The organism is Pedobacter sp. KH_004 (assembly GCF_057840755.1).
The window spans coordinates 1205830-1220598 of sequence record NZ_CM174519.1 but is presented as its reverse complement, the minus strand read 5'-3'; the positions used below and the strand labels follow the sequence as shown (position 1 = coordinate 1220598).

Sequence of the window (14769 nt, the reverse complement as noted above, 5' to 3'; positions counted from 1 at the left end):
TTATGGCCGCTTGATGGTGATGTAATGCTCACCATAAATTGGACCATTGGCAGTAACACCTTGAACTACAATTTTGAAACGGCCGGTTAAATCACCAGTTGTAAAATTTAGAACAGCCTTTCCTTCAGAATCTAAAACTGTTGGTAATTCCAAAATATAGTTGACATGTTAATAGGTTCATCCTTATTATCCAACTCGAATTTATAAAACTCCTTTCCGAGTTTTATCCCCCTTAAAATAGAAATATTGGCATCTTTCTTATGCTCTACACAACCATGATAAATGGTAACTCCACCGTTTTGATTCCGATACTGACCTCCCTCTTTAGGGCTTTTGTTCTCAGAATTTCCAAAATGGTTTACACAATTTAAAATGTTATTAGGACAGACATAATCACCACAATTATTCATATAACCATTATTGGCAAAATCAATTTTTTCGCCTTTATCACTCTTGATCACTACTTCTTTTAGATTTATACCACGAGGATCAGTAAACGCTTGATTAATTGCTGGTTTTGATAAGTTAGCAACTACTTCTTCATAATGCTGCGCTTTGATATTTTTTTTCAGCTCTTCAGCCGGATCATGAATTTCTAATGTATAATCGGATGCGTTTTTACGGTTAAGGTTCACCCATACGTCGTCTTTATCATCGGTAATTAAATTCGAGTAAGGGATTTTGAATTTCCCGGTACTATCTGATGAAATGGTATGAACACTACTCTTCGCTATGGTAAATAATTCCATAGGTAGCATTACGTTTTTCTTCCCTTTTCTGATCTGGCCGCTAACTTCCTCATTAATTATTTTCTTTTGCGCAAATAAGCCATCCCTTAACAGTGGCCAATGATACCGCCTCCACCCTTTCACCAGGAGAATATTATTTAAATACTCACGATCCGTAACTTTGATTCCCATCGGGTTTGCTGGTAAGTGTATCAATTCCCTTTCTAGCAATGCATAGTCTACAATATTTTTATTGTCTAATTCAGAGAATCGGTTAGCTTGTGTACACGAAATGGATACCAAACCTTGGAGGGAATTTTTGCTTCTGGTAATCGTATGGATATCCAATCTAACACTATCCCTCGTACCATATACATCCTTATCAGTTGAAATTTGCAATTGGTTCGTTTGATCGTAGTGGCTAAAAAAAATCCGTTCGGCAAGAGGCTTGAAATCACTATCTAATAAGGTTATGGCATTTAACCCCATCGGTACAGAATCTAGATCAAGTCTAACATTTTGAGTGACACCATCCTTCAAGGCGATCTCACTGTGCAAATAGAGATCGTTATAATTATGAACCACAACATGAACTGGAGTATCAAAACTACTTTGCAATTTTAAACGAAAGTCCTTTTCAGCGATTACATTATTGGCATGCATCGCCACACCCGCACTCAAAATAGGTGGCAAATCATAATGATCTACTTCAATATCATCAGTTAATATTTTTAGGCTGTATTTGAATTTGATATTGGGTATGATAGAGAAAAAACCAAGCCCAGTAGAATTCGTACTAACTGTATCGATAGCTTTATCATTTTCATACAAAACTGCCGTTGTAAGAAGAGGAGTACGGATTAGGTCTTTAATTTCAATCCCCACTTTACTAAACAATCCATTAACCAAATAGCCACTTTCAGGATAGAAATTAATTTGAAATTTTTTCCCGTTGATTATTGGCAATTCGTGCTTGAGGTATTTAACCTGGTCATCTTTTTTTATAGCAATGCTTAATAAATTGTTCTTCGCGTTAATTTTGTTTACCGGGAAATCAATCATTAGTTCTCCAATCACGCTCGTTTTTGACGAAGCTCTTTTCCAAATCGAATCACGACCAATGGTGTACTTCACTTCAGCATTTTCAACAAAACGATTATCACTCGTCAAAACTTTAAGCAACATGGTGCCATTTTGAGTTTTATCATTGTGAGATTTAAAAAGGGAAATACTGGGTTGCAAAAGACTTTTTGTGGTCGATTTTATAGTAATGGGCTGAATAAAATCAGAAACGTTAAAGCCAGCTACCCTAATATTGGTATTCACTACAAAACGGTAAGATCCTCCGGGCAGCGAATCTGGCAAAACTAAATCTCCGAATGCAAAACCTTCATGAATTAAAAATTTCTTTTGAAGGACCACCGAACTATCAGCATTGTTTACTAATGTAAGATGTAAAGTATGGTAATCGCCTATTGGTGCAATACCTTCGAGTAAATATCCGGTAAACCAAACCTGATCGTTATTGGAATAAACGTTTTTATCAAAGTGAACAAATATGCTGGAGGTCGCATTTCTCTTTCCATACTGACGAATTACCTTTATCAAACTATCAACCTGTTGAGCGGACAACCTCATCGAGCAACAAAGTATCAATAAAGTAATGGCGAAGGCACGCGAAAGTTGAGGTAAAATGCAAAACATGTACCTAAAAATGGCTAAATATTTTCAAATATTCAACTAAATTATTCCATGTAGCGGCATTCCTGGCTTAGCCAATGTATCAATCTTTTCCTCCACATTTTTGTCTTTAAGAAGTTCAGGAGCATGATGAGGTTTTTTTCTTGCATCAATAATCATTGGGCCTTTGCAGCCCCAGTGTTTATTGATAGTAAAATCATTAACGCCATAAATATCGGCAGCGGGATTACTTCGGGTAAAAGTAATCCAAACTAAATTATCAATATTTGCTGCTGTAAATTCAGAATCATCGGCCAGTACAATCAATGGTAATCCGGAAAGATCCTGATCAGTTAAGGTAATGTTTAACAAAGCAATTTCTGCCGCTGTTTTTTCCGCACTGATATATTTGTCGCATTCAATAACTAAAACACCAGGGATAGCCAGATGAGATTGATAGCAACCATCCCCTAACTTTAAGCCTTCAGGCTTTTTATTCCACAAATTTCGCTTCTTCTCCCCTGCTGCCGCAATAACAACCTTCGATCCACTATTTAAACCATCGCCACTGTAATCCAGGGTATCGATTGTGGTGTTGGTATAGAAATGGATATCTCTGGTTAAATCTACCCTTTCCAAAATATGAGTAATAAAATCCTGAATGTGATGTGTACTTAATTTTTCATCATCCTCTTTAGCGGCGATGAAAACATATTTAGCTAAACTGAGTTGATTTTTACCCAGGATATGGTTGGCTATCGTTAAGATTTCCTGTGGTCTTCGCTCCTTTAAATATGGCGTGTAACGTTCGCTTCCGATTGCAAACAGCAAAGGATGAACACCTGCTGCATCAACAGCATGTACCTCTTTCAATCCATGAATTTCTTGTGGAATGGCCGATCCTGTAATTTCGTGAATTAATGCACCAAAGCTTGTGTCTTCCTGCGGCGGCCTTCCGACAACTGTGAATGACCAGATGGCGTCTTTTTTATGGTATACGTTATGCACCTTCATCAAAGGAAAAGGGTGCGTAAGGCTATAATAACCTAAATGATCGCCGAAAGGACCTTCTGGCTTATTTTCATTTGGATAAACAGTTCCCGTGATAATAAAATCGGCATCAGCAGAAATGCAAAATCCTTCATCATCGTAAAAGTAGCGGAATCTCCTATCGCCTAATGCACCGGCAAACGTCATTTCTGATAAACCTTCTGGCAATGGCATTACCGCAGCCAGAGGATGAGATGGAGGACCACCGACGAAAATGCTCACCTTAAGTGGTAAACCTGCTTTATTTGCTTTAGATTGGTGAACACCAATGCCCCGGTGAATTTGATAATGGAGACCGATCTCCTTGTCTTCAATATAATCGTTCCCGCCCAATTGAATGCGGTACATCCCTAAATTTGCATTTAGAACTCCGGGCTTATCAATGTCTTCAGTATAAACTTGAGGCATCGTTACAAAAGGGCCTCCATCCATGGGCCAGTTTACAATTTGTGGCAATTTACTGATAGAGGTTTTCAGAAAGTTATTTTTCGCAGATGGTGTTTTCATGGGCAACGACGACAATGCCGACATTGCTGATCCTGCATACTTGAAAGGATTTTTCAATGCTTTTATTGGATCATTTCTCAAAGAAACCAATTGCTGCACTTTTGGCAAGGTGTCTCTGAATATGAATTTCGACCGCTCCAAAGTTCCAAACAAATTAGAAACCGCCGGAAAGGGACTACCCTTCACATTCTCAAACAACAAAGCAGGTCCTTGTTTCTCATAGACCCTTAAATGGATGGCGGCCATTTCTAAATGAGGATCTACTTCTTCTTTAATCCTTATTAGATGACCGTGTTTTTCAAGGTCGGAAACACACTCTGCTAAACTTTTATATGCCATGCCCAAAGATAAATAAATAGCTATTCTATACCACAAAAAAGCCTCAGATAAACAGATTTGACAATTCATCCATTTAACTGAGGCTTTTAAAACCTACTTCAAAGTATTATTTCTTTCCAGCGAAAGAACGTAACATCCAGGTATTTTTTTCTTTAAACTGCATGAACCGATTTACCATATCATTCGACCCATCATCGCCAGCTTTATCCGTAGCTTCTAATAGTTCTCTTTCAATTTCAATCAATTTAGCCATATCATCCAATACCGCATCAACCATATCTAAATCTTTCATACCAATTGTGTCGATTTCTTTGATTTCAGATTCACTTATATAATCTGCAAAACGACTATGAGGTGGTTTACCTAAGGTTAAAACACGCTCGGCAATTTCATCAATGGTGAGTTGTGCATTGGTATATAATTCTTCAAACTTAACATGAAGCGTAAAAAAATTCTGACCTTTTATATTCCAGTGACAACCTCTTAATTTCTGATAATGAATATGATAATTTGCCAAATAATCGTTCAAAAGATCAACCACTGGTTTTACTTCTTTTTCATTTAAGCTTATTTCTTTAGCGTCCATTTTATTAATTTTTATGTGATGTTAATGTGTACGTAACAACCCAAATTTATAAATGTTTTAATCTAAATTCCCATCTGTACAATACCTTATTTATTAGTTCGTTTATTAATCAACACGAAGCCAATTGTTTTCTTTCACAAGATATTGTGAATGAATATCATGACCATTTTTTTGAAATAAAGTTATCTTATTTTTACTCAAAAACGGGTTGATTAACTCGACAGGGTTAAATATTTTATTCGTATAATTGCTTCCTTTGACTAAGAAATTTATAGAAAATAAATGCACAAAATATACTTATCTGCTTTTGTTCTATTTGCTCTAAATATCGCAAATGCTAAAGCAAACACACTTAGAGACTCTATCGGCGTTGAAAATAATAACGGAAAGAAACTTATCGTTCATCAAATTGTAGCCAAAGACACGTATTATTCTGTTGGAAGAAGATACAACGTTTCGCCAAAAGATATTATGAGCTACAATGAGAACAAATACCTTCAAGTTGGCGTCATTATAAAAGTTCCAACCAATATTCCCTGGGGAACAACAAGCAGCACACCCCTTGTTTCTTCGGGCAAAGACGGCGGCATCATTGAGCATACTGTTAAAGCAAAAGAAAATTTAAATATGCTCGCCGAAAAGTATGGAACAACTATTAATGAAATTAAAAGGCTGAACAACCTTACCGGAAATAACTTAAGTATTGGGCAGGTTTTAAAGATCGCTACCAAAAACAATACAGATGTTCCTGCTACGAGCGAGCCAGTAAAACCAGCTAAAACCACGGTAACCACTCCTGCTATTGAAAGTACTGTTGCAGAGCAAACCATGATTGAGCATACCATAGCGCCTAAAGAGTTTCTTGGGAAAATAGCAGAAAAATATGGCACTACCGTAGAAGAGGTTAAAAAGGCAAATAATTTATCAAACAATAATCTTAGAATTGGTCAGAAATTAAAGATTCCGGCTACAAAGAATGTTGATGAAAATAAAGTAATCAGCACTGCTGAACAACCCACAACCGAAGCAGCCAAAACCCCAACCGAAGCAGCCAAAACTTCAGATGCTGTAGGTACCCATACGGTTTTGCGTAACGAAACCATCTTTACGGTTGCCAAGCAATATGGTATTACTGCTTACCAATTAAGGAAATTAAATAATTTGCCAGATAATGCGATTACGATTGGGCAAGTATTGAAAGTGCCCGGAGGAATAGTTGCTGAAGTAGAAGTGCCGAAAGAAAAACAAGCTGAACCGGTTAAAGCCTCATCTGCTTCACCTTCAAAAGAAGAAAGTTTTATTCATACTGTAGCAACTGGAGAAAATATTTTTAGCATTGCGAAGAAGTATAATTTAACGGCTTATCAAATCAGAACAGCTAATAAATTGGATGATAACGCCATTAAAGTAGATCAGAAATTAATTATTCCTAAGCCACCTCAACCAAAATCTGTAAATGAGGCATCTAAAGAAGAGCAGGAAAGTGAACCAGATAGCACAATGGTTAAAGATCCAAAACTTCGTCGCGACCCAAGCGTTTATGGCCTAAGCCAAATCGAAGAAAAAGGTGCAGCCGTTTGGATTGCTGACGCAGATTTAGACGGCTCGAAAATGCTAGTTTTACACCGTACAGCACCAGTAGGCAGAGTAATAAAAATTACAAACCCAATGACTAACAAAACAACATTCGCAAAGGTTGTTGGTAAATTTACAGAGAACGAATCCACAAAAGACGTTATCATTGTAATGACTAAAGCGGTAGCCGATTCATTAGGTGCTTTAGACAAACGTTTTTTCTGCAATCTAACATATAGTGCTCAATGAGTTTGAATAAAAAACCTTTTATAATTGGTATTGCCGGTGGAAGTGGATCGGGTAAAACATTCTTCTTAAACTGCTTTTTACATCACTTTAAGCAAGATGAAGTAACTTTGGTATCCCAGGATGATTATTACATTCCTGCAGGCGATATGACCCAGGAAGAAAATAAACTATACAATTTTGATCTTCCATCAACCATTGATAGTGAGCAGTTTTTAAGGGATATAAAACAACTTACAAGCGGAGAGGTTGTCTATAAAAAGGAATATAATTTCAATAATCCCCTTGCTGTAGTTAAAATTTTAGAAATTAAATCAGCACCTATAATCATTGTTGAAGGCCTTTTTATTTTGCATTTCAAAGAAATTGCAGCCTTGCTAGATCATACCATTTTTGTTGATGCTGATGAACAAGTTGCTTTAGATCGCCGGATAAAAAGAGATGGCCTGGAACGTGGATACCCCGAAGATGACGTACTTTACAAGTGGCATAACCATGTGGTTCCTGCCTACAAGGAATATTTGTTACCTTATCGAGAGCAATGTGATAAGGTGATTATGAATAACACCAATGAGCCTGATGAAATCATCGCCATCACCGAGAATATCTCAAATGACTTAAGGAACAGTATTCTTGTTGATATAAATTAAAATAATAGTTATCAACAAAATGGGGTCAAGCTTTAAAAACTTGACCCCATTTTTATTTTAATCCAATCGCATTTCCGGAATATCGCCTTCAGCAATTAATCTTCCTGCTGTAGATTGTTTAATAAAATCAACGCTCACCCCGGGCGCTCGTTCTAAAAGTTTGAAACCTCCTTCGGGTAGAATGTCTAAAACAGCTAATTCAGTAACAATTTTTTTAATACACTTTACCCCAGTCAATGGAAGCGTACATTTGGATAGCAACTTGCTCTCTCCCGCTTTATTTACATGCTGCATGGCTACAATGATATTTTTTGCTGATGCCACTAAATCCATTGCACCACCCATTCCTTTAACCATTTTGCCAGGAATTTTCCAATTGGCAATATCGCCATTCTCAGAAACCTCCATTGCACCTAAAATGGTTAAATCAACCTTTTGCGCCCTGATCATTCCAAAGCTCATTGCCGAATCGAAAATTGAGGAGCCAGGTAATGTAGTGATGGTTTGCTTACCCGCATTAATTAAATCGGCATCCTCTTCGCCTTCAAATGGAAATGGTCCCATTCCAAGCAGTCCATTTTCGGATTGCAATACAACATTTATTCCCTTTGGAATATAATTGGCCACTAAGGTTGGTATACCAATGCCAAGGTTAACATAATAACCGTCTTTTATTTCTTGCGCTATACGTTGCGCTATTTCTTCTTTAGTAAACATAGATATTTGATGTGATATTGAGAGGATATACTACAGACTAACGACTTCAGACTCCGGACTTTCTAACCGTTCTTTGCTCAATTCTTTTCTCGTAATCTTTACCCTGAAAAATTCTGTGAACATAAATTCCTGGTGTATGAATATAATCTGGATCCAGTTCACCTGCCTCAACCAATTCTTCCACCTCTGCGATGGTTATCTTGCCAGCCATTGCCATTACTGGATTAAAGTTTCTGCTGGTCGATCTAAAAATCAAATTCCCTGCGGTATCGCCCTTCCAAGCTTTTACAATAGCAAAGTCAGCATCGAAGGCATATTCCATTAAATAATCTTTACCGCCAAAGTTTCTGATTTCTTTTCCTTCTGCAACTTCTGTTCCTACTCCTGCTGGTGTAAAAATAGCAGGCATTCCATATCCAGCCGCTAAACATCTTGTCGCTAAAGTTCCTTGCGGAATCAAATCGACCTCTAATTCGCCACTTAGTAATTGCCGTTCAAACTCTGCATTTTCGCCGACATAAGAAGAGATCATTTTTTTAACCTGACGCTGTTTTAACATCAATCCAATGCCAAAGTCATCAACCCCAGCATTATTCGAAATACAGGTTAAATTCTTTACTCCTTTTTCTACTAAAGCGTTTATACAATTCTCGGGAATTCCGCAAAGTCCAAAACCACCAAGCATTAAGGTTGCGCCATCTGATACATCATCAATCGCCTCTTTAGCGTCTGATACCACTTTATTAATCATTTTATGAATTTTTGGTTAGTTCGCTAATTTACAAATTGCGGCTACAAACCTAGCATGAAATCAGTTTAAATCTTCTACGAATAACTTTTAATTGGAATTGATCTAAACAAGCATTACCTTTGTACTGCAATGATTTACGAGAGAGAAGAAAACAATTTTATCCTACCTACCGATCCTGAGTTTCAAAAGGGAATGGGTTTCATTTTAAGCTGCACTGCGGAACATAAGAAATGTTGTGAGAAGTTTAAAAAAGGTAAACGTTGTAAGAAATGTCCTGGGAATAAAAAGTAACAATTTTTCATTCCATCATTTACAAAGCTCAACTTAACAATCCTTCCAGCAATTCACATTAGCGTGAGCATACCAAAAATATCAGCGACGAAGAATCGTAAAATGTTTTCGTAATGACGGCAAGAGAGTGGTATTAAAACTTCAAAATCTACCTTCTTCATATAAGAAATTTAAGAGAAACCTTAATTCAGATAAACATAGGTTATCCCATCACCGCCTCTATCTGCGTGTTCATCTTCCATCCTATTCACCTGACTATATTTCCTCAAATACTCCCGAATCATTTTCCTCAATATCCCATCTCCTTTACCATGAATAAGTTTGATAGATGGAAAGCCCAACATAATCGCTTTATCTAAATATTTCTCTACTTCGAATAAAGCATCTTCCGTTCTTTTTCCGCGAAGATCTAATTCAGCTCTAAAGCCCGACACAGCATCATTCATTCTCCCCGCAAACGAACCAGCACTGCTTTGAATCACTTTTTTCGCTTCCTTATGGCTGATTTTTTGAACACGATTTTTTTTCACGTTCGAGCGTAAATCGCCGATAGCCAAAACAAGTTCGTTTCTGTTAATTTCCAGCACTTGCCCGGTTGTTTCGCTGTCCGTAAATTTCACCCAATCTCCAACCGTAATTTCGCCACCAACTATTACTTGAACAGGTTTTGGCTTTTCTTTTGGAACGGTGTTCTTAACTAACTCCTGATGCAAATTTTGCCTTAGTTGTTTGGTTACTTCTTTATCAGCCTGCTTTTCTTTAATTTCAGCAATCGTATTTTCTACCAGTTTATTGGCATTTTTAATGATGTTTTGCGCTTCTTGCTTTGCTTCTTTGATTAAAACCCTTCTGTTTTCATCCAAAAAAGCTCTTAATTTTTCATTTTCGGCAACTAAATTTTTAGCCTTATTTTGTTGATTCGCCAGGCTCACTTTTGCATCGTAAATCGTTTTCTTTTCACGCTCTAAATCTACCAACATGGTATCGACGCGATTTTGATTCGAACCGGTTTTTTCCCTGGCAAGCTGAATCACTTCTTTAGGCAAACCGATGTTTTGAGCAATTTCAAACGCGTAAGAACTTCCGGGTTTGCCCATCTCTAGAATGTACAAAGGTTTCATTTTAGCGTTATCGAAAAGCATTGACGCATTTTCTAAACCAGGCGTGTTGCCAGCAAAAAGTTTCAAATTAGAATAATGTGTGGTAATTACGCCACGCACTTTTTTATTGTTGAGTACTTCCAATACTGCCTCGGCCATTGGTCCTCCAAATTGTGGATCAGTACCCGTACCGAATTCATCAATCAAAACCATCGTTTTTGGCGAAGCATGCTCAACGAAATAACGCATTTTCTTTAAGTGGGCACTGTAGGTACTCAAATCACTTTCTATCGATTGATCATCACCAATATCAGCAAATATATTTTCAAAAATACCCACTTCACTATTGGCATCAACCGGGATTAGTAAGCCCGTTTGCAACATAATCTGGAGTAAACCAACCGTTTTCATGCAAACTGATTTACCTCCAGCATTTGGCCCAGAAACTAAAACTACACGTGTTTCAGCATCAATATGGATATTTAATGGCGTTACTGTCTTTTTTTCGGCTGCGAAAGAAATAGATAATAGCGGGTGCCTAGCATTTATTAATTTGGTTTTTGGTTCTTTTAATAAACCAGGCATTTCGGCCTCAATATCCAAAGCAAACAAAGCCTTGGCCCTAACAAAATCAAGTTTGGTTAAAAAACCATGATAGGAAAGAAATAGTGGCGAATAAGGACGTAATTCATCAGTCAATGAAATCAGAATTTTAATAATTTCTCTGCGCTTATCAAATTCCAAATCACGAAGTTTATTGTTAAGGGTAAAAACTTCTTCTGGCTCGATATAAACAGTTTGACCAGTGGCCGACTCATCGTGAATAAATCCCTTAAGCTTCCTTTTATTTTCGGCTAAAACAGGAATACACATTCTGCCATCGCGAATGGTTAAGCTACCATCGGCTACCCAATTATTGGCAATAGCTTGTTTGTAAATCGAGTCCATCCGCTTGCGCACATCTTGCTCGGCTTTAGCAATAGATGAAGTGATTTCTTGCAATTCTTTAGATGCATTTGGCTTAATTTTACCTTTCGCATCAATAACTGTCTCTATCTTTCGAAGGATATTTTTCTCAATCGGCAAATGTTCAAATAAGGCCTCGAGTGTTGGATACACTTCTGCTCTTTCCTCAAAAAAACGCAAAACAGAAAAAACGGTCTGCAGGGAAGTATAAACCTGAAACCACTCATCTTCCAAAAGGTAAGTGCCTTCCACTCTAATCTTTTCGACAAGCGATTTGATATCAAAAAAAGTATTGATTTGTAGCGGTTCCTGATGTTGCAGGATGCTTTTAAATTCGTTGGTTTGGCGTAAAAATTTATCGATCTGGTCAAAACGACTCATCACCTGCATCTTTTGCACCATTGTCTGACCCATTGGGCTTAAGCAATGTTTGCTAATCAGCTGTCTTATCTCTACAAATCCTAAACGTTCTAAACAATTATCAGGGTATAACATATTATTGTACTGCAGCGGGCGCTAGTTGTAACGCTCCGCTAAAATTTCTTTTTGAGTTTAATACCGAATCAGCCTTCGCTTTCTTCTTTTTAATTTGGTTTTCTGCTGACGCTTTCGATGCAGAATCCGGTTTCATTTTTTTTCTGATGGCCACAGAGTCAGCTTTGAAGGCTTTAGTAATTTTAACAGAATCTTTTACAAAGGCTTTTCGTACCATTAACGAGTCTGCTTTTTTTAAGCTTACTTTTTGATTCTCCAATTTTTTTGAAATCGCTTTATAGATCTCCTGCAATTGATCGGGGTTGCTGTTGTAATAATTTAAGCTTTTTGTATATTGAACAGAATCCGTATTGTACTTTTTATAAATGCCGCTATAATACGCTGCGCCAACTTTTCTTGCTGAATCTTGTAAGTAAATGGTCGATAGATAGCCATCTACCAAATGTACATCATACAATATCTGCTCCATCGTTTCTCTATCAATAACGCCCTCTGGCGCTTTTGGCTTGCAACCGAACATAAAAAACAGGACTACTAAAGTCCAGACTAATCTCCTCATTATTAATTTAACATTATTTTTTTGCCCAAATTGCAGCAAGGTTGTTAATTTTACCCAAAAATAGTTATAAATGAGCATAGCTGATAATCTTAAACAATATAAAAGCGAAGTAGAGTCTGGTGGAGTTAAGCTAATTGCTGTTTCAAAAACCCAAACGGTAGAAGTTGTCCAAGAGGCTTACAATGCTGGACAACGTATTTTTGGCGAAAACCATGTACAGGAAATGGTGGAAAAGGAAGAAAAACTTCCAAAGGATATTGAATGGCATTTAATTGGTCATCTCCAAACCAACAAGGTGAAATATATTGCACCCTTTGTAAAGATGATACACGGTGTGGACAGTCTTAAACTTCTCCAGGAAATTAACAAGCAGGCTTTGAAGAACAAGCGAGTAATTGATTGTTTATTACAAGTTTACATTGCTGATGAAGATACTAAATTTGGTTTGGGCTATGATGAAGTGATTGAACTATTGAGGTCTGATGAATATCAGCAGCTCAAAAATATTCGCATAGTTGGTTTGATGGGTATTGCTACAAATACCAAAAACGAGAAACAGATCACCATCGAATTTCATGAACTTAGGGTCTTTTTTGATGGCCTTAAGGCTAGTTTTTTTCCGAACGAAGATTCTTTTAAGGAGATCTCGATAGGCATGAGCGCCGATTACAAAATTGCCATACAAGAAGGGAGTACAATGGTTCGTATAGGAAGCAGTATTTTCGGTAAAAGAATAATCAAGCATTTTAAAAATATCTCACCAAACTAATGAACTTAAATATTAGAATAGCCAAAGCAGATGATTGCCCAAGGATTTTGGAATTGATCCATGAATTGGCAGTATATGAAAAAGCTCCTGAAGAGGTAACCGTAAATATCAATCACTTTATCGATGCTGGTTTTGGAGAAAATCCTGTTTGGAAAGCTTTCGTTGCAGAAGTAGATACGGAAATCGTAGGTTTCACCTTATTTTACACGAGATACTCTACCTGGAAAGGCTGTAGATTGTACTTAGAAGATTTTATCGTCACAGAAGAAATGCGTGGCAAAGGTATAGGTAAAATACTTTTTGAAAAGGTGATTGAAGAAGCCAAAAGTGAAAAATATACCGGAATGGTTTGGCAAGTATTGGATTGGAATGAGCCGGCAATAAATTTTTACAATAAATATGCAGCACATTTAGAAGGTGGCTGGTTAAACGCAGCACTTTCTAAAGAACAAATAAAGGCATTTTAATATGGATATTTTTAAGTTTGGGGGTGCATCGGTTAAGGATGCAGCAGGAGTAAAAAATTTAGCCAATATTGTTCGCGATTATAGAAAAGGGAACCTTTTGATTGTGGTTTCTGCAATGGGAAAAATCACCAATCAACTGGAAGATTTAACCAAAGCCTATTTAGCACAAAGTGATGAAACACATGCTATTTTCGACGAGATAAAAAAATTTCACTTTCAGATAATAGAAGCGCTTTTTGAAGGCAAAGCAAATCCGGTTTATGATGACGTAGCAAATTCTTTCGTAGAAATTGATTGGTTGATTGAAGATGAACCAGATAATGACGTCGACTATACTTACGATCAGATTGTTTCCATTGGCGAGGTGGTTTCAACTAAAATTGTAGCGGCATGGTTAAATGAAACCGAGAATAAATCACTTTGGGTGGATGCCAGAAATTATATTCAAACCGACAACACCTATCGGGAAGGAAAAGTAGATTGGCTGAAAACGAATCAAATTATCCAGCGTGACTTGGTGCCGATATTAGCGGATAATATAGTGGTTACCCAAGGTTTTATCGGTGGAACAAGCGAAAATTATACGACCACGCTAGGTAGGGAAGGCTCTGATTATTCTGCTGCAATTTTTGCATCCTGCCTTGATGCCGCTGCACTAACCATTTGGAAAGATGTACCTGGGGTTTTGAATGCTGATCCTAAATGGTTTGATGAAACAGAGAAAATTCCGCAATTGTCTTATCATGATGCGATTGAACTGACTTATTATGGCGCAACTGTTATTCATCCAAAAACCATTAAACCATTACAAAATAAAGGGATTCCTTTATTGGTTAAATCATTTATTCAGCCGGAAGGATCAGGTACTGCGATTACGGGCGAGAACAATCCCCTACCCATCCCCTCTTTTATTTTCAAAGTAAATCAGGCGTTAATTTCCATATTTCCGAAAGACTATTCATTCATTATTGAAGAGAATTTGAGCAACATTTTCGAACTCTTTCATAAGCATAAAATCAAAATCAACACCATGCTGAATTCCGCTATTAGCTTTTCTGTTAGTGTTGATGATCATCCGGCCCAGATTGAAAAACTGATTAAAGACCTATCAGCAGAATTTACAGTAAAATATAATAAAGGCCTGGAATTAGTTACCATCAGATATTACAACCAAAATACGATTGATCGGGTTACGGTTGATAAAGATATTTTATTAGAGGTTAAAAGCCGTCATACCTGCCAAATGGTAATGAGGGGCAAAAATAAAATTGACTCAATTTAAGTGCTACTGAA

The 14769-nt window shown here is 37.1% G+C and carries 13 protein-coding genes; 5 read left to right on the top strand and 8 right to left on the bottom strand.

Annotation, left to right across the window (positions count from 1 at the left end; genetic code table 11):
• The 4 genes from AC3ITD_RS05375 to AC3ITD_RS05360 form a co-directional block, all read right to left on the bottom strand.
• The gene (locus AC3ITD_RS05375) at nucleotides 1-153 is read right to left on the bottom strand and encodes a hypothetical protein (RefSeq protein WP_489364675.1); all 153 of its coding nucleotides are present in this window, start codon (nucleotides 151-153) and stop codon (nucleotides 1-3) included.
• Nucleotides 132-2336 carry a hypothetical protein gene (locus AC3ITD_RS05370; RefSeq protein ID WP_489364673.1) on the bottom strand — a complete coding sequence of 735 codons (2205 nt, stop codon included), beginning with the start codon at nucleotides 2334-2336 and terminating at the stop codon, nucleotides 132-134. The genes AC3ITD_RS05375 and AC3ITD_RS05370 overlap by 22 nt, the downstream gene beginning before the upstream one ends.
• Nucleotides 2337-2468: 132 nt before the next feature.
• Nucleotides 2469-4304 (bottom strand): UbiD family decarboxylase, encoded by a 1836-nt coding sequence (locus AC3ITD_RS05365; protein ID WP_265799260.1) that lies wholly within the window; start codon nucleotides 4302-4304, stop codon nucleotides 2469-2471.
• A gap of 106 nt (nucleotides 4305-4410) precedes the next feature.
• A complete protein-coding gene (locus AC3ITD_RS05360; protein ID WP_265799259.1) occupies nucleotides 4411-4890 on the bottom strand; it encodes a Dps family protein in 480 nt (159 codons plus the stop codon).
• A 282-nt stretch (nucleotides 4891-5172) separates the two neighbouring features.
• On the opposite strand from AC3ITD_RS05360, the gene AC3ITD_RS05355 reads away from it, so the two are divergent.
• Together AC3ITD_RS05355 and AC3ITD_RS05350 are read left to right on the top strand one after the other, a co-directional pair.
• A complete protein-coding gene (locus AC3ITD_RS05355; protein WP_489364670.1) occupies nucleotides 5173-6714 on the top strand; it encodes a LysM peptidoglycan-binding domain-containing protein in 1542 nt (513 codons plus the stop codon).
• 2 nt (nucleotides 6715-6716) lie between these two features.
• Entirely contained in the window at nucleotides 6717-7361 is a 645-nt protein-coding gene (locus AC3ITD_RS05350; RefSeq protein ID WP_489366634.1) for a uridine kinase family protein, read from the top strand.
• 57 nt (nucleotides 7362-7418) lie between these two features.
• Here AC3ITD_RS05350 and AC3ITD_RS05345 read toward each other — a convergent pair whose 3' ends face one another.
• The 4 genes from AC3ITD_RS05345 to AC3ITD_RS05330 all read right to left on the bottom strand — a co-directional run bounded on the left by AC3ITD_RS05345 (nucleotide 7419) and on the right by AC3ITD_RS05330 (nucleotide 12240).
• On the bottom strand, nucleotides 7419-8078 hold the full coding sequence (locus AC3ITD_RS05345; RefSeq protein ID WP_489364668.1) for a CoA transferase subunit B: 660 nt from the start codon (nucleotides 8076-8078) through the stop codon (nucleotides 7419-7421).
• Nucleotides 8079-8124: 46 nt separating this feature from the next.
• The gene (locus AC3ITD_RS05340; RefSeq protein WP_489364666.1) at nucleotides 8125-8829 is read right to left on the bottom strand and encodes a CoA transferase subunit A; all 705 of its coding nucleotides are present in this window, start codon (nucleotides 8827-8829) and stop codon (nucleotides 8125-8127) included.
• Nucleotides 8830-9302: 473 nt separating this feature from the next.
• Nucleotides 9303-11681, bottom strand: coding sequence for an endonuclease MutS2 (locus tag AC3ITD_RS05335; protein ID WP_489364664.1), 2379 nt, complete (start codon nucleotides 11679-11681; stop codon nucleotides 9303-9305).
• Nucleotide 11682: 1 nt separating this feature from the next.
• Nucleotides 11683-12240, bottom strand: coding sequence for a DUF4296 domain-containing protein (locus tag AC3ITD_RS05330; RefSeq protein ID WP_489364662.1), 558 nt, complete (start codon nucleotides 12238-12240; stop codon nucleotides 11683-11685).
• A 70-nt stretch (nucleotides 12241-12310) separates the two neighbouring features.
• Here AC3ITD_RS05330 and AC3ITD_RS05325 point away from each other — a divergent pair, with 70 nt between their 5' ends.
• From AC3ITD_RS05325 to AC3ITD_RS05315, 3 genes are read left to right on the top strand one after another with little or no spacing between them, the layout of a single operon-like run.
• A complete protein-coding gene (locus tag AC3ITD_RS05325; protein WP_265799253.1) occupies nucleotides 12311-13009 on the top strand; it encodes a YggS family pyridoxal phosphate-dependent enzyme in 699 nt (232 codons plus the stop codon).
• Complete coding sequence (locus AC3ITD_RS05320) at nucleotides 13009-13476, top strand: GNAT family N-acetyltransferase (RefSeq protein WP_489364659.1); 468 nt, start codon at nucleotides 13009-13011, stop codon at nucleotides 13474-13476. Before AC3ITD_RS05325 ends, AC3ITD_RS05320 begins: the two co-directional genes overlap by 1 nt.
• Nucleotide 13477: 1 nt before the next feature.
• Complete coding sequence (locus AC3ITD_RS05315; RefSeq protein WP_489364657.1) at nucleotides 13478-14758, top strand: aspartate kinase; 1281 nt, start codon at nucleotides 13478-13480, stop codon at nucleotides 14756-14758.
• Nucleotides 14759-14769 lie beyond the last annotated feature (11 nt).